General features: G+C 66.0%; 14 protein-coding genes and 4 pseudogenes. 10 read left to right on the forward strand and 8 right to left on the reverse strand.

What is annotated here, in order from left to right:
* Nucleotides 1-205: 205 nt before the first annotated feature.
* The 6 genes and pseudogenes from EKK97_RS03435 to EKK97_RS03460 all read right to left on the reverse strand — a co-directional run bounded on the left by EKK97_RS03435 (nt 206) and on the right by EKK97_RS03460 (nt 6,102).
* The gene (locus EKK97_RS03435; protein ID WP_159549094.1) at nt 206-1,813 is read right to left on the reverse strand and encodes a gamma-glutamyltransferase family protein; all 1,608 of its coding nucleotides are present in this window, start codon (nt 1,811-1,813) and stop codon (nt 206-208) included.
* The gene (locus tag EKK97_RS03440; RefSeq protein ID WP_159549097.1) at nt 1,803-3,344 is read right to left on the reverse strand and encodes a tripartite tricarboxylate transporter permease; all 1,542 of its coding nucleotides are present in this window, start codon (nt 3,342-3,344) and stop codon (nt 1,803-1,805) included. Before EKK97_RS03440 ends, EKK97_RS03435 begins: the two co-directional genes overlap by 11 nt.
* A 17-nt stretch (nt 3,345-3,361) precedes the next feature.
* Nucleotides 3,362-3,832 (reverse strand): tripartite tricarboxylate transporter TctB family protein, encoded by a 471-nt coding sequence (locus EKK97_RS03445; RefSeq protein WP_159549100.1) that lies wholly within the window; start codon nt 3,830-3,832, stop codon nt 3,362-3,364.
* Between the two features lie 52 nt (nt 3,833-3,884).
* Nucleotides 3,885-4,859, reverse strand: coding sequence for a Bug family tripartite tricarboxylate transporter substrate binding protein (locus tag EKK97_RS03450; RefSeq protein ID WP_234286567.1), 975 nt, complete (start codon nt 4,857-4,859; stop codon nt 3,885-3,887).
* A 141-nt stretch (nt 4,860-5,000) separates the two neighbouring features.
* A pseudogene (locus EKK97_RS03455) lies at nt 5,001-5,533 on the reverse strand (chromate transporter).
* The gene (locus EKK97_RS03460; RefSeq protein ID WP_159549103.1) at nt 5,530-6,102 is read right to left on the reverse strand and encodes a chromate transporter; all 573 of its coding nucleotides are present in this window, start codon (nt 6,100-6,102) and stop codon (nt 5,530-5,532) included. Before EKK97_RS03460 ends, EKK97_RS03455 begins: the two are co-directional and overlap by 4 nt.
* Nucleotides 6,103-6,257: 155 nt before the next feature.
* Here EKK97_RS03460 and EKK97_RS03465 point away from each other — a divergent pair, with 155 nt between their 5' ends.
* The gene (locus tag EKK97_RS03465; protein ID WP_159549106.1) at nt 6,258-6,944 is read left to right on the forward strand and encodes a GntR family transcriptional regulator; all 687 of its coding nucleotides are present in this window, start codon (nt 6,258-6,260) and stop codon (nt 6,942-6,944) included.
* Here the strand turns inward: EKK97_RS03465 and EKK97_RS03470 are convergent.
* Nucleotides 6,922-7,541: pseudogene (locus tag EKK97_RS03470) on the reverse strand (IMPACT family protein). The gene EKK97_RS03465 and the pseudogene EKK97_RS03470 sit on opposite strands and share 23 nt — an antisense overlap.
* Nucleotides 7,541-8,026: a LexA family protein gene (locus EKK97_RS03475; RefSeq protein ID WP_159549109.1), complete on the reverse strand. Its 486-nt coding sequence runs from the start codon at nt 8,024-8,026 to the stop codon at nt 7,541-7,543. The pseudogene EKK97_RS03470 and the gene EKK97_RS03475 overlap by 1 nt, the downstream one beginning before the upstream one ends.
* A gap of 198 nt (nt 8,027-8,224) precedes the next feature.
* Here EKK97_RS03475 and ccmA point away from each other — a divergent pair, with 198 nt between their 5' ends.
* The 9 genes and pseudogenes from ccmA (at nt 8,225) to ccmI (ending at nt 15,335) form a co-directional block, all read left to right on the forward strand.
* Nucleotides 8,225-8,869 carry a cytochrome c biogenesis heme-transporting ATPase CcmA gene (gene ccmA / locus EKK97_RS03480; RefSeq protein ID WP_159549112.1) on the forward strand — a complete coding sequence of 215 codons (645 nt, stop codon included), beginning with the start codon at nt 8,225-8,227 and terminating at the stop codon, nt 8,867-8,869.
* A pseudogene (gene ccmB / locus EKK97_RS03485) lies at nt 8,856-9,592 on the forward strand (heme exporter protein CcmB). The gene ccmA and the pseudogene ccmB overlap by 14 nt, the downstream one beginning before the upstream one ends.
* A gap of 14 nt (nt 9,593-9,606) precedes the next feature.
* Nucleotides 9,607-10,347 carry a heme ABC transporter permease gene (locus EKK97_RS03490; protein WP_159549115.1) on the forward strand — a complete coding sequence of 247 codons (741 nt, stop codon included), beginning with the start codon at nt 9,607-9,609 and terminating at the stop codon, nt 10,345-10,347.
* Nucleotides 10,347-10,586: a heme exporter protein CcmD gene (gene ccmD, locus EKK97_RS03495; RefSeq protein ID WP_159549118.1), complete on the forward strand. Its 240-nt coding sequence runs from the start codon at nt 10,347-10,349 to the stop codon at nt 10,584-10,586. The genes EKK97_RS03490 and ccmD overlap by 1 nt, the downstream gene beginning before the upstream one ends.
* Entirely contained in the window at nt 10,576-11,088 is a 513-nt protein-coding gene (ccmE, locus tag EKK97_RS03500) for a cytochrome c maturation protein CcmE (protein ID WP_159549121.1), read from the forward strand. The genes ccmD and ccmE overlap by 11 nt, the downstream gene beginning before the upstream one ends.
* 12 nt (nt 11,089-11,100) lie before the next feature.
* Nucleotides 11,101-13,125: a heme lyase CcmF/NrfE family subunit gene (locus tag EKK97_RS03505; RefSeq protein ID WP_159549124.1), complete on the forward strand. Its 2,025-nt coding sequence runs from the start codon at nt 11,101-11,103 to the stop codon at nt 13,123-13,125.
* The gene (locus EKK97_RS03510; protein ID WP_159549127.1) at nt 13,122-13,652 is read left to right on the forward strand and encodes a DsbE family thiol:disulfide interchange protein; all 531 of its coding nucleotides are present in this window, start codon (nt 13,122-13,124) and stop codon (nt 13,650-13,652) included. Before EKK97_RS03505 ends, EKK97_RS03510 begins: the two co-directional genes overlap by 4 nt.
* Nucleotides 13,643-14,113, forward strand: a complete 471-nt coding sequence (locus tag EKK97_RS03515) for a cytochrome c-type biogenesis protein (protein WP_159549130.1) — start codon at nt 13,643-13,645, stop codon at nt 14,111-14,113. Before EKK97_RS03510 ends, EKK97_RS03515 begins: the two co-directional genes overlap by 10 nt.
* Nucleotides 14,110-15,335, forward strand: a pseudogene (gene ccmI, locus EKK97_RS03520) (c-type cytochrome biogenesis protein CcmI). Before EKK97_RS03515 ends, ccmI begins: the two are co-directional and overlap by 4 nt.
* The last annotated feature ends 4 nt before the right edge of the window (nt 15,336-15,339 follow it).

Raw genomic sequence — 15,339 nt, forward strand, 5'->3', positions numbered from 1 at the left:
TTGTTTCATGAAGAAAGGAAGATGTGCGGAGGCTAGGCAGGGAAGCAGTCTCGAGCAAAGGTGCTCGGTATACCATGCTGGCAGGAGAGTCTTGGTGACAACGACCGTGGGCGAGAGGCACGGACCTGCAGGGGAACCTGCAAGAGAGGGGAAGAACGGGCGCCATGCCGGGCATGGCGCCTTGGGCCCCTTGCGAACAGAGCAGCTACCAGGGCAAGACTGCGCCGTCGGTGCGCGGCTCGGTGCCGCCGCAGAGCACTCCGGTCGCGCTGTCGCGCAGGATGATCTGGCCACGGCCGAAGCTGATCGGGTCGGCCACCTTGACGATATGATGACCCCGTCGCGCCAGCGCCTGGGCCAAGTGATCGGGGAAGTGCGGTTCCACTTCCACGGTCCGCCCCTGGGTCCACTTCCAGCGTGGCAGGTCCAGCGCCGCCTGGGGGTTGAGGCGATCGTCGAGCATGGCGGCGACCACCTGCACATGGCCTTGTGGCTGCATGTAGCCGCCCATCACCCCGAAGGGGCCCACCGCTTCACCATTGCGGGTGATGAAGCCGGGAATGATGGTGTGGTAGGGGCGCTTGCCCGGGGCCAAGGCGTTGGCGTGGCCGGGGTCGAGCGAGAAGGACCAGCCGCGGTTCTGCAGGCTGATGCCGGTGCCCGGCACCACGATGCCCGAGCCGAAGCCTTTATAGTTGCTCTGGATGAACGACACCATGTTGCCGTCGCCATCGGCGGTCGCCAGGTACACGGTACCGCCGCGGATCGGGTTGCCGTGCTGGGGATCGAGCGCCCGTTCGCCGATCAGTTCGGCACGGGCCGTGAGATAGTCGTCGGCCAGTAGCTGCTCCACGCTCGGCCCCATGGCGTCGCGCTCGGTGATGTAGCGCCGGCCGTCGACGTAGCCCAGCTTGGTGGCCTCGATACGCCGGTGCAGGGTCTCCACCGGATCGCGTCCCTCCTCGCCCAGGCGCTCAAGAATGCCCAGCGCCTGCAGCGCGATCAGCCCGCTGCCGTTGGGCGGGATCTCCCAGATGTCGTGGCCGCGGTAACGCGTGCCGATCGGCTCGACCCACTCGGGCTGGAAGGCCGCGAGGTCCTCGCGGCGCAACAGGCCGCCATGCTCGCGGAAGAAAGCGTCGATGCGCTCGGCCAGCTCGCCCTCGTAGAACGCCCGGCCGTGGGTGTCGGCGATGGCGCGCAGCGTGCGGGCGTGGTCGGGTGCCGTCCAGCGCTCGCCGGGCCGCGGCGCACGGTCATCGGGAGCGAAGGTGTCGAACCACGGCTGGAAGACGGCATCGTCATACCGGGAATAGCTCTCGTAAGCCTCTTCCCACATCTGGTTGACGATGGGCGATACCGGGAAGCCCTCTTCCGCCAGGGCGATGGCCGGTGCCAGCAGCTCGGCGAAGGGCAGCTTGCCGAAGCGTTCGGAGAGCGCTGCCCAGGCGGCGGGCGCTCCCGGCACGGTGACCGGCAGCAGGCCATGGTCGGGGATGCGCTCGTGGCCCAGCGCCTTGACCGCCTCGATGGTCGCTGCCTTCGGCGCCGGGCCGCTGGCGTTCAAGCCGTGCAGCTCGCCGTTGACCCAGACGATGGCGAAGGCGTCGCTGCCCAGCCCGTTGGACGTGGGCTCCACCACGGTGAGCGCGGCGGCGGTGGCGATCGCCGCATCCACGGCGTTGCCGCCCTGCTGCAGGATCTGCATGCCGGCCTGCGCCCCGAGGGCCTGCGAGGTAGCGACCATGCCCCGGCTGCCGAACGCTGCCATGCGTCGCGAGGGGCTGGGGTAGTAGTGGGCATCATGCTGCATGGGGAGGCTCCTTGGAGGGTTTGGCCAGGTCCTCGGCCTGGCGCTGATGGCGTTGAATCTTGCGATTCTGGTACAGCGAGAAGATCACCGAGGCCACTGCCAGCGCCAGGAACAGCGCCGAGAGCGGCCGGGTCAGGAAGGTCAGCCAGCTGCTGTCGAGCTCGAGCGCGCGAAACAGCTGGCGCTCCAGGTTGTTGCCCAGCACCACGCCGAGGATGAGCGGGGTCAGGGGAACCTCGGCCTTCCACAGCAGGTAGCCGAGGATGCCGAAGGCGAACAGCACCCAGATGTCGAACAGGTTGTTGTTCAGGGCATAGGAGCCGATTGCGCAGAGCATCAACACCACCGGCACCAGGATCTGTTGGGGAATCAGCGAGATCTTGGCGAACCAGCGCACCAGCATCAGCTGACACAGCACCATGATCACGGCCCCGATCAACAGGCTGGCGTAGATCGCGCCGACCAGCACCGGATTCTGCTCGAACATCAGCGGCCCCGGGGTGATGCCGTGAAGTATCAGCACGCCCATCATGATCGCCATGGGCAGGTCACCGGGAATGCCCAGCGCCAGGGTCGGCACGAAGGCGCCGCCGGCCACGGCACTGTTGGAAGCCTCCGAGGCGACGATCCCGTCCGGCGTGCCGGTGCCGAAGCGCTCTGGATGGCGTGAGAACTTCTTGGCCTGATCGTAGCTGATGAAGTTGGCCACGGTGCCGCCGGTGCCGGGCAGGGCGCCGACCAGGCTGCCGATCAGCGAGGAGCGCACGGTATTGAGCTTCTGCCCCGCCATGTCGCGCAGGATGCTGGCATAAGGAATGGAGACGTTGGTGTCGATTCTCTTGCTCGAGTGCTTTTCGTCGCGCAGCTTCTCGATGTTTCCCATCAGTTGTGAAAAAGCGAAGATACCGATCATCACCGGCAGAATCTCGAAACCGGAGCCGAGCGCCGGCAAGCCGAAGTCGAAGCGCAGGTTGCTGTTGCGATCGTAGCCAACCGTGGTGATCAGCAGTCCCAGTGCCGCTGCCAGCAATCCCTTGAGCAGGGCGCCGTTGGAGAGTCCGGCAACCAGCGTCAGGGCAAAGACGATCAGCGCGGTGATCTCCCACGGGCGGAAGTTCATGCTGAAGCTTGCGATCAGCGGGCCGAAGAAGACCAGCACCGCCACGCTGATCAATGTGCCGAGGAACGATGCCGCCACGCCGATTCCCAGCGCCCGGCCGGGCTGGCCTTGTTGCGCCATGGGATAGCCATCGTAGACGGTGGTGATCGAGGAGGGTGTGCCGGGAATGCCGAGCATCACGCCCGAGACGATGCCGCCCGAATAGCCGCCGACGAACACGCCCACCATCAGCGATACGCCGCTGACCGGATCCATGGCGAAGGTGAAGGGAAAGACCACCAGAATTGCCATGGTCACGGTGAAGCCGGGGATACTGCCGCCGACGATACCGAACAACACGCCTACTACGATCAGCAGCAGCACGGCAGGGCTGCTGACCTGGGCGAGAGCCTGTAGAAAGAAATCAGCCATGGGTCACTCCGTAGCTATCAGGGCAGCCAGACCTTGAGGCCGAAGCGGAAGATTGCGTAGACCAGCGGCGCCAGGGTGAAGCTCACCGCGAGGTTGATGGCCCACTTGCGCCAGCTGTCGATCCCCAGCAGCAGTGCCAGCGAAGCCACCAGGAAGCCCAGGGTGGCCGCCAGGTAACCGATCAGCGGCAACAGCAGGGCATACAGGCCGAACAGGGCGAACAGGGCCAGCACGGTACGGTTGAGCGCGAGCCACTCGCCGAAGGTGCGGCGAGGGGTGGTGCGTCGTGGAGCGCCGGCCAGCAGCGAGCGGATCAGGATGAGCGTGGCGAGTACCGCGATCACGCCCAGCAGGATGCGCGGAAAGAGCGCCGAGCCGTAGGGCTGCCAACTGGTGGGGGGGCGGATGTTGCCGGTCTCGACCAGCAGGATACCGACCAGAACCAGCATGGCGAGCGCGAGAGCGCGGTCCTTGGTTAGCGTCAACATGTCGTATCTCTCCGGCACTGCCGGCCACTGGCGGCCGGCAGTGCCATAGGGCTCAGTTCTGGAAGTCGATGTTCTCGGCCGCCGCGGTCAGGGCCGCCTCGTTGTCGTCCAGGAAGGCTTGGTAGTCATCACCTGCCAGGAAGCGGATCACTGAGCCGAATTCGTTCTCTATGCGGCTGCGTACCTGCTCGTCTTCCAGGGCCTTTCCATAGGCTTCGGCGATGGTGTCCTGAACCTCCTGTGGGGTGCCCTTGGGCGCGAAGATGCCGCGACTGGTGGAGTGGTCCATCTCGATGCCCTGCTCGCGGAGTGTGGCCACGTCGGGCAGGCTGTCGAGCCGCTCGGGGTGCGCCACGCCCAGCGGTCGGAAGGTGCCATCCTCGAAGAAGGCGCCGCCCGAGGGCAGGTTGAACATGGCGAAGTCGATCTCTTCGGCCATCAAGGCGGAGACTTGTTCGCCGGTATCCGGATAGCCGACCAGGCGAACGTCGGCCATGTCGATGCCGGCCGCGTCGAAGAACTGGGCCCAGAAGAAGTGGTCGGTCGAACTGGGAATCATGCTGAAGCGCACCTGACCGGGATTCTCACGCACGTAGTCGGCGATCTCCGCGGCACTCTGCACCGGGTGGTTGGCGTGAGCGGCAGGTATGTTGATGGTCTGGGTCAGCAGGGCGATCGGTTCGAAGGCGTCAAAGGAGTAGTCCACCGTGCCGGCCAGCTTGGACAGCGCGATGGTGTCGTGGCTGCCGAGCAGAGTGTAGCCGTCAGGGCGGGCATCCTTGACGTTGCGTGAGCCCAGCGTGGCGCCGGCTCCTGCCATGTTGACCGGAACGATCGATTCGCCCAGGTGCTGCTCCGCCTCCTGGGAGATCAGGCGGAAGATGATATCGGTGGCGCCGCCCGGGCCGTAGGGGATGATCAGGCGTATGTCCTGCTCGGGATAGTCGGCCTGGGCTGTGCCGGATAGTGCCATGCCGGTGGCAAGGCCGATGGCGGCGAGGGTGTGGGTCAGTCGTGTGCGCGTCATGTCGAACACCTTTGCTTTTGTGGGTGGTGTGGTGATGTGCCGCTCGTCATGGCGGCACGGTGTGAGCGCCTACTCCCGCTTGGGGCGTTATTGTCGTTGTGATGTCGCTGTCGTGTTGAGCAACCGGCTGGGTTGTGCGTCTCATCCGCCGAGAAAGAGCCCTCCGTAGACGAGTGCCCCCAGCACCACGAAGGCCGGATGAGTGCGAAAGCGCAGCAGGGCAATGGCGGCAGCCGAAGCGATGACCAGCGTGTGGATCAGGCCGGCGCCTGCCACCCCCTCGCTGAGGAAACTCCAGGTCAGCCAGGCCATCATCATGGCGATGACGGGGCGTACCCACTGGCTCATGCGCTGGACGCGGGCGAGTCGCGGTGACGGTAGAGCAGCCCGAGGGCAGCGAGCATCAGCAGCAGCGATGGCGCCACCGTGGCCAACACCGCCACCAGGGCGCCGCCGAAGCCGGCCACGTCATAGCCCACGTAGCCGGCCATCTTGGTGGCGATGGGGCTCGGCAGGGCGTTGCCGAGGGCAAGGGTTTCGGCGAACTGCTGGGCGTTCATCCAGCCGTAGCGGCCTACCACTTCGGCTTCGATCAACGGAATGATGGCTGGGCCGCCGCCATAACCGATGATGTTGGGGATGAAGAAGGCGAGAAAGAGGTGCCAGTAGATCACTGGGTCGCCTCCTTGCGCCGGAGCGCAGGACGCAGTAGGGCGGCGACCAGCAGTGCGCCGATGATCAGGCCGGGATGGATGCCGACGAAATAGATCAGCACGCCCGATGTCGCCGCCAGGGCCAGGCTGGCGATCCAGCCCAGGGCGAGCCTCGACTTGTGCCAGAAATCCAATGTCAGCTGGCCCATCATCACCATGACCACCGGCACCACTGCCTGACCCATGCCGCGAATCCAGGCCACGTCGCGGTAGCGGCTGAACACGGTGAGCAAGGCGATCATGGCCAAGATCATGGGCAGGATGACGGCGGTCACGGCGACCAGGCAACCGAGCGTGCCGGCGACCCGGTAGCCGATATAGCCGGGCATCTTGGTGGCGATGGGGCCGGGCAGGGTGTTGCCGATGGCCAGGATGTCGGCGAACTCCTCGTCGCTGAGCCAGGCATGGCGCTTGACCACCTCCTGCTGCACCAGGGGTATCATGGCAGGACCGCCGCCGAAGCCGAGCAGGCCGATGCGGGTAAAGGTCCAGAACAGAGCGCCAAGGGGTGCCTTGCCGGAAGCCGTCATGCCGGCACCTCGGTTGCATCGGTAATATGGACGATTATTGATTTATGGTTCATTTGTCGTCTTGTGAGAGAAAAAATCGATTATTGTGTCTAGAATATAGGTTGACCCTGAAAGCAGCGTCAACCTTCGTTGCCAAAACGAGCTGAGGAGGGGGCATGGGGATACCCAGACGCAAGGAGCAGCCGACGGCGTCCAGCCGCATCTACGACATCCTGCGACAGGACCTGGTGAATGGCCGTTTTGCCGCTGGGGAAAAGGTCGCCATCAGTGCGCTCAAGGAGCGCTACGAAGTAGGGTTGAGCCCGCTGCGCGAGGCATTGAATCGCCTGGCGGCCTACGGTCTGCTGATTCAGGAGAACCAGCGGGGTTTCCGCGTGCCCAGCTTGGAGCGAGGCGAACTCGACGACATCGCTGAGATGCGACGAGAGCTCGAGGGCATGGCGCTGGAGAGAGCCATTCGTTTCGGCGACGCCGAGTGGGAGTCCGAGTTGCTGGCCGCGGCGCATCGACTGAAGCGAGCCGACATGGCGCCGGAAAAGGTCGATGAGTGGGAGCAGTTCCACACCCGTTTCCACCGTACCCTGGTGGCCCCCTGCGGCTCGGTCTGGCTGCTGCGCTTCATTGAGCAGTTGCACGATCAGTTCGATCGTTATCGACGCATGGCGCCCGAGGCCCCGGAGGTTCGCCGCGTGCTGGATGCCCAGCACGGCGAGCTGGTGCAGCTGGCGCTGGAGCGTGACATCAAGGCCGCACGAGCCTTGATGGACGACCATATCCAGCGCTCCTACGAGGTGGCGCTGCGGGGTGTGACGGTGGGGGTCAGTCCGCCTCGACCAGGCTGAGATTGCCGCGCAGGCGAGCTTCCAGCGAGCTGAAATCGACCTCGGTGTCGCTGGGCCAGCCCACGCTGAGCAGGACGCCGTCGCTGACGTAGTCGACGGCTTCGATCGGAGCACCGCGGCTTTCGAGCCAGGCGCGTGCTTCGGCTTCGCCCGCGAAGCCGACCTTGAGCCTGAGGGTGCTGCGCTCGATCACTTCCCGTCGAGGCAGGTCGTCGAGTGCCTTGGCCACGGCCTGGGCGTAGGCGCGGGCCAAACCGCCGGTGCCCAGCTTGGTACCGCCGAAGTAGCGTGTCACCACGCAGCCGACCTGCCCCAGTCCGGCGCCCTCGAGCATCTGGAACATGGGGCGGCCCGCCGTGCCGCCGGGTTCGCCGTCGTCGGAAAAGCCGATGGCATTCTGTTCGCCGGGTGGGCCGGCAATGTAGGCACTGCAGTGGTGGCTGGCGTTGGGGTGAGCGCGACGGGCCTCGGCCAGTAGGGCGTCGAAGGCCGCCGCATCGGGGTGTGGCAGAGCCAGGCGATGAAGCGGCTCTTCTCCACTTCCGTCACGCTCTCGCGCCAGGTGCCCGGCGGCAGGTCGGGGACCGGATAGCGCATCAGTGGGTCAGCTCGGGACGTTCCTGCTGACGCACCACGCCCATGACCATGCCGAGCACCTGGATGTCGCTGTTCTTGAGGTAGATCGGCGCCATGTTCTCGTTGGCCGGCTGCAGGCGCACGCCGTTCTTCTCGATATAGAGCTTCTTCAACGTGACCTCCTGCTGATTGATCAGCACCACGGCGGTCTCGCCGTTCTCGGCGCTTTCCTGGCGCTCGATGATGATCACGTCGCCATCGAAGATGTTGCAGTCGATCATCGAGTCGCCGCGCACGCGCAGGGCGTAGGTGTTGCGTCGCACCATGCAGGCGGGAGCGCGGATGGTCCCGCCGCTGGGGCAGGCTTCGATCGGCAAGCCCGCCGAGACGTCCCCGAGCAAGGGGATCTCGGTGAGATCGGTGGCCTCGACGCTGTCCCAGGAGGTGGCGATGGGAAGGTTGGGGCGTCGGTACAGATACTGTATGGAAGGCGTTGGCATTGGCATTTCCCCCCTCTGTTCGACCCTGTTGAAATGTACAGGTATCTTGCATCATACCAAGCGTTCGGCGAGTGGCAAGTTTTGCTGATGCATCGCTGCCTTGATCTGAGGCAAGGGCGGCGCCGTGCCGCACCTGGGTTGCTAGCGGCTAAACGCCATTCCGTGTAGCATTTCCGGCGAATTTCCCTTTCCTGGAGAGTGCCGTTGAGCCTGCGTCTGCAAGCGCGAAGCCTGGCCTGCGAACGTGACGACCGCTGGCTGTTCCGGGGCCTGGACCTGGATATCCGCGCGGGCGAGATCATTCGTGTGGAAGGGCCCAACGGCAGTGGCAAGACCACTCTGCTGAAGATCCTCTCCGGGCAGTTGGCCGACTACGAGGGCGAGCTGTTCTGGGGCGAGCGGCCGATGCGCGAGGCACGAGAGTCTTTCCTTGCGAACCTGCTCTACCTGGGACACTCGCCGGGCGTCAAGGCGGCTCTCACGCCGCTGGAAAACCTGGCCTGGTACCAGGCATTGGCCGGTCAGGCGGGAGGCGAAGCGGCACGCTTCGCGGCGCTGGAAGAGGTTGGGCTGGTCGGTTTCGAGGACGTGCCGGCGGCACAGCTCTCCGCCGGCCAGCAGCGCCGCGTGGCACTGGCGAGGCTGGCGCTCACGCCGCGGCCGCTGTGGGTGCTCGATGAGCCTTTCACCGCCATCGATCGCGACGGTGTCGCGGCGCTGGAGCGGCGCCTGGTCGGGCATGCCCGCGCAGGCGGCTGCGTGCTGGTCACCACCCACCACGAGCTGACGCCGTGCGCCGAGCTGCGCCGTATCCGTCTGGGTGGAGGAGCGCACGATGGCGGCATCTGAAGGGGCCTTGCCGAAGGAGGAGGCGGTGGTTCACGAGGAACCTCGCGGCGGCCTCGCTGTCGCAGTATGGGCAACGCTGAAGCGGGACCTGGTATTGCTGCTGCGGCGGCGCAGCGAAGTGCTGAACCCCCTGGTGTTCTTCGCTATCGTCATTACCCTGTTCCCGATCGGCATTTCCCCCGACCCGGCGCTGCTGGCGGCCATCGCGCCCGGCCTGCTGTGGGTGGCGGCTCTGCTCGCCGCCCTGCTGTCGTTGGATAGCCTGTTTCGAGCCGATTACGACGACGGCTCGCTGGAACAATTACTGCTGACACCCCAGCCGCTGGCGATGCTGGCCCTGGCCAAGGTGGCCGTGCACTGGCTGCTGACCGGCCTGCCCCTGGCGCTGATGGCGCCCGTGCTCGGGATCATGCTGGCGCTGCCGGCAGGCAGCTACCTGGTGTTGGCCGTCTCACTGGCACTGGGCAGTGCCAGTCTCAGCCTGATTGGTGCCATCGGAGCGGCGCTGACGGTGGGGCTCTCGCGTGGCGGCGTGCTGCTGTCGCTGCTGGTGCTTCCCCTTTACATCCCGGTGCTGATCTTCGGCGCCGGGCCGTCCAGGCGGCCATCTTCGGTGATGGCGTGCTGGCGCATCTGGCGATCCTCGGCGCGCTGCTGGCGTTGGCGTTGATCCTTGCGCCGCTGGCAATCGCGGCATCGCTGCGCATCAGTATCAACGGTTGAGAGGTTGACGAGGCATGTGGGCCTTCATTAACAAGTTGCGTTCCCCCAAATGGTTCTACGCCATCAGCGCCCGCCTGCAGCCCTGGTTCTGGGCGGCGGCGCTGATCCTGATCGTGACCGGGACCGTATGGGGGCTGGCCTTTGCGCCGGCCGACTACCAGCAGGGCAACAGTTTTCGCATCATCTACGTACACGTGCCGGCGGCTTTCCTGGCTCAGTCGATCTTCGTCTCCCTGGCGGTAACGGGGCTGGTGTTCATGGTCTGGAAGATCAAGATCGCCGACATGGCCGCCACCGTGATGGCCCCGCTGGGCGCTGCCATGACCTTCATCGCACTGTTCTCCGGCGCGGTGTGGGGCGTGCCCACCTGGGGTACCTGGTGGATGTGGGATGCCCGCCTCACCTCGATGCTGATCCTGCTGTTCCTTTATCTCGGCGTGATCGCCCTGCGCGGCGCCTTCGCCAGCCGTGACAGCGCCTCCCGCGCCGCCTCGGTGTTGGCCATGGTCGGCGTGATCAACATTCCGATCATCAAGTACTCGGTGGATTGGTGGTACACGTTGCACCAGCCCGCCACCTTCACCATCACCGGGCGTGCCGCCATGCCGGCGGAAATGTGGCTGCCGCTGTTGATCATGGTGCTCGGTTTCTACAGCTTCTTCATCGCCTTGACCCTGATGCGCACGCGCAGCGAGATCCTGCGCCGTGAATCCAACAAGCGCTGGGTGCGTGAGCTGGCCGAGGAGGCGACCTGATGGCTTTCGATACCTTCCAGGATTTCATTGCCATGGGCGGGCACGCCCCCTATGTCTGGGCGGCCTGGGGCCTGACCCTGGCGCTGCTGCTGGGCAGCGTGCTCCACGCCCGCGCCGAGCGCCGCCAGTTGCTGCGCCAGTTGCAGCGCCGCGTGCGCCGTGAAGCCCGCCAGGCCGGGCGCAGCGCCGAGGCGCAACCGATTCAAACTAGCAGGGGTGGAAGCACCAATGACGCCTAAACGTAAACAGAAGCTGTTCATGGCCCTCGGCCTGGTGTCACTCGCGGCGATCGCCGTGGGGCTGACGCTCTATGCGCTGCGAGCCAACATCAACCTGTTCTTCAGCCCGATCCAGATCGTTGCCGGCGATGCGCCCTTCGAGCGCCAACTGCGCGCCGGCGGCATGGTCAAGGAGGGCAGCGTGGTGCGCAACCCCGACAGCCTCGACGTCGAATTCACCGTGACCGACTATGTAGAGGACGTGCGAGTTCACTACAGCGGTATCCTGCCCGACCTGTTCCGCGAAGGGCAGGGCGTGGTGGTGGTCGGCCAGCTGCAGCGCGACGGCTGGATCAAGGCCGACCAGGTGCTGGCCCGTCACGACGAAAACTACATGCCGCCCGAGGTGGCCGAGGCGCTGGAGGCGGCCGGCTACTCAGCGGCGGACTACCAGGCCAAGGCGGCCGAGGTGGTCGAGCGTATCGAAGCGCGCGAGGACCAAGAAGGCGCGAGCCAGTACTGAGCCGGAGCTTCCATGCAGATCCAGATGATTCCCGAAATCGGCCACTTCGCCCTCGTCATAGCGCTGCTGTTCGCTGCGGTGCAGGCGGTGGTGCCGCTGGCCGGTGCCACCCTGCGCCGGCCGTTGTGGATGGCCTATGCCCGGCCCATGGCGGCCGGCCAGTTCCTGTTCGTCATGATCGCCTATGCGGCACTGACGGCCAGCTACATGCTGAACGACTTCAGCGTGGTCAACGTGGCCAACAACTCCAACTCGATGCTGCCCTGGTACTACCGGCTCAGCGCCGTATGGGGCAACCATGAAGGCTCGGTGCTGTTGTGGAGCCTGATGCTGGCCGGCTGGGGCTACTTCGCCGTGCGCTACTCCCGCGAGTTGCCGCGCGACATGGTCTCACGAGTCATGAGCGTACTGGGCATGGTGAGCGTCGGCTTCCTGCTGTTCATCCTGGCTACCTCGAACCCCTTCGAGCGCATCCTGCCCAACGTGCCGCAGGACGGTGCCGACCTCAATCCGCTGCTGCAGGACATTGGCCTGATCCTGCACCCGCCGATGCTCTACATGGGCTACGTCGGCTTCTCGGTGGTCTTCGCCTTCGCCATCGCCGCGCTGATCGGCGGCCGCCTGGATGCCGCCTGGGCACGCTGGGCGCGGCCCTGGACCAACCTGGCCTGGGCTTTCCTGACCGTCGGCATCGCGCTGGGCAGCTGGTGGGCCTACTACGAGCTGGGCTGGGGCGGCTGGTGGTTCTGGGATCCGGTCGAGAATGCCTCGCTGTTGCCGTGGCTGACCGGCACCGCGCTGATGCACTCGCTGGCGGTGACCGAGAAGCGCGGCTCGTTCAAGAGCTGGACCCTGCTGCTGGCGATTACCACCTTCTCGCTGTCGCTGCTGGGTACCTTCCTGGTGCGCTCCGGCGTGCTGACCTCGGTGCACGCCTTTGCCAACGACCCTTCGCGCGGCTTCTTCATCCTGATGCTGCTGGGCATCACCGTGGGCCTGTCGCTGCTGGTGTTCGCCCTGCGTGCACCGCGCGTCAGCCACAAGGTGAGCTTCAACTGGCTGTCGCGCGACGCGCTGCTGCTGATCAATAACATCCTGCTGGTGATCATGACCGTCACCGTGTTGATGGGCACCGTCTATCCGCTGCTGCTCGATGCCCTCGACCTGGGCAAGATCAGCGTGGGCCCGCCCTACTTCAATGCCCTGTTCGTGCCGCTGACCCTGGTCATGTGCATCTTCATGGGCCTGGGGCCGGTGGCGCGCTGGAAGGACACCAGCAGCAGGCTGCTGATCCAGCGCCTGTGGCTCGCCGCCGTCGCCGCGCTGGTGCTCGGCATGGCGCTGCCGCTGATCTTCGCCGAGCGCTGGAGCGCGCCGGTGGCGCTGGGTCTGATCGCCGCGCTGTGGATCGTGCTGCCGATGCTGCGCGACCTCGTCGACAAGACCCGTCATGCCAGTTCCGTGGGCGCGGGGCTCAAGAAGCTCTCGCTGGCCTACTGGGGCATGCAACTGGGCCACCTGGGCGTGGCGGTGACCATCATCGGCGTGGCCGTGGTCTCCAACTACAACATCGAGCGCAACGTGCGTATGTCGGTCGGCGACAGCGTCAGTGTGGCTGGTTACACCTTCACCATGCAGGAGCTGACCAGTCGCCGCGGCCCCAACTTCCTCGCCGACCGGGCAGTGATCGAGGTGCAGCGCGACGGTAGCCGGCGCAGTTTCACCATGAATCCGGAGAAGCGCCTGTACATCGCCCGCGGCATGCCCATGACCCAGGTGGCGCTGCGCCCGGGGCTGTTCCGCGACCTTTACGTGGCCATGGGCGAGGACCTCGGCGACGACAGCTGGGCCATGCGCGTGCAGTACAAGCCCTTCGTGCGCTGGCTGTGGCTTGGCGCCCTGTTGATGGCCGCCGGTGGCGTGCTGGCCGTGGCCGACAAGCGCTACCGTCGCCTGGCCACCGCGCCCGACCCGGAAGACGCGGCCGCCGCCGCGAATGGCAAGGCGGATGACAAGCCGCGGGAGGCCACGGCATGACCCGTCGTCTGATCCTGCTGCTGCCGCTGATCGGCTTCCTGGGGCTGTCGCTCTTCCTTTACCAGGGGCTGTCGCTGAATCCCTTCCATCGCGATTCGGCGTTGATGGCGCGCAACTTCCCCGAGTTCGACATGGTCACCCTGGAAGACCCGGAGCGGCGCGTCGACCGCTCGCTGCTGATCAATGGCGAGGTCACCCTGGTCAACGTCTGGGGCGAGTGGTGCCCGGAGTGCAAGCGCGAGATGCCGCAACTGCTCGACCTGGCCGACCGCGGTATCCGCCTGGTGGGCATCAGCTACAAGGATACCCGCGAGAAGGGGCTCGGCTTCCTGGAGGACTTCGGCAACCCCTTCGAGGTCAACATCTTCGACCCGGACGGCGAGCTGGCCTTCGAGCTGGGCGTCTACGGTGCGCCGGAAACCTTCCTGGTCGATCGCGAGGGCATCATCCGCTATCACCACACCGGCTATATCTCGGCCAGTGACCTACGCGAACACATCCTGCCGGAGGTGCAGAAATGGCAGTGATCCGATTGGCCTTCGTCGGCATCCTGATGTTGCTGGTGGCGGCTACCGTGCAGGCAGCCATCGAGGTGCGTGAATTCGACGACCCGGTGCTGGAGCAGCGTTACCGCAGCCTGACGGCCTCGCTGCGCTGCCCCACCTGCGAGAACCAGGCCATCAACGACTCCAATGCCCCGGTCTCCGGCGACATGCGCGACCGGGTCTACCTGCTGTTGCAGGACGGCCGCTCCGACATGGAGATCCGCGACCACATGGTGCAGCGCTTCGGCGACTACGTGCTCTACAACCCGCGCCTGGAAGGTCGCACCTTTCTGCTCTGGGGGCTGCCCGCCGGGCTAGTGGTGGCGGGCGGCATCCTGGTCGCCCTGGTGGTACGCGCACGGCGCAACGCCTCGGCCCGTGAGCTGAGCGCCGAAGAGCGTGCCCGACTCGACGCCCTGATCAACCGCGGGAGGCCCGAATGATCCTGTTATGGCTTGGTTTCGCCATCCTGCTGCTTCCCGCCCTGTGGCTGCTGGTGTCTCCGCTGCGTCGGGCGCGCCTGGTGCACGAGGCCCAGCGCGACTTCGAGACCAACGACAAGTCCACTGAGCAGAACGTGGCGATCTACCAGCGCCGCCTGGCGTCGCTCGAGGCCGCGCTGGAGCGGGGCGACATCGACGAGGCGCGTTTTGCCGAGGATCGTCTCGAACTCGACCGCAGCCTGCTCGAGGATACCGAGGGCCTCAAGCGCCATGCGCTGCATTCGCCAGCCGCCGGTCGCCTCATGGTGCCCATCGTGGCCCTGGCGGTGGTGGTCGGTGCCGTGCTTTGGTACCAGCAGCAGGGCGCCGAGGGCGATCTCGCCCTGTTCGACGTCTACCAGCAGAGCGAATCGCTGCCCGACCTGATGCAGCGGCTCGAGCAGCAGGCCGAGAGCCAGCCGGGCAACCCCAACGTCTGGGCTTCGCTGTTTCCCCTCTACCGCGACTCGGGCCAGGGCGAGGCGGCACTGAACGCCCTGGAGCAGCTGATCGCCATCGAGGGGCGCGTGCCCTCGCTGCTGGCGCAGAAGGCCCAGCTCAAGTTCTTCATGGCCGACCGTACCCTCACCGACGAGGTGCAGGCGCTGATCGACGAGACCCTCGAGCGCGACGCCCGCGAGCCCACCATCTTCGGCATGCTGGGCGTGCACGCCTTCGACCGGGGCGACTACGAGCAGGCCATCGACCACTGGCGGCGGGCCATCGCCGGCATGCCCGAGTCCGGCTCCTCGCGGGCCCTGCGCGAAGGCATCCAGGTGGCACAGCAGCGCCTCGGGGTGGCACCCAACGAGCAGGAAGCGCTGCCCCAGGGGCCCGGCGTTCATGTCAGCGTCCGCCTGGCCGAGGAACTCCAGGGGCTGCTCGACGACGATACCCGTGTGTTCATCGTCGCCCGCGACATGGAGGGCGAGCTGCCGCCGCTGGCGGTGGCCCGCGTGACCCTCGGCGACTTGCCGGCCACCCTGGTGCTCGACGACCGCCACGCCATGTCCGATGCGGCGAGCCTGTCCCAGGCCAGCGAGGTGCGCCTGATCGTCCGCGTGACCAAGAGCGGCGGCGCCACCCCGAGACCGGCGACATGTTCGGCGACCTGGAGGGCGTGACGGTGGGCGACGTTGAAGGAGATCCCGTGGAGGTCGTGATCGACCGTGTCATAGAATAGCGGG

Source organism: Billgrantia tianxiuensis (genome assembly GCF_009834345.1).
GTDB classification, from domain to species: Bacteria; Pseudomonadota; Gammaproteobacteria; order Pseudomonadales; family Halomonadaceae; genus Halomonas; species Halomonas tianxiuensis.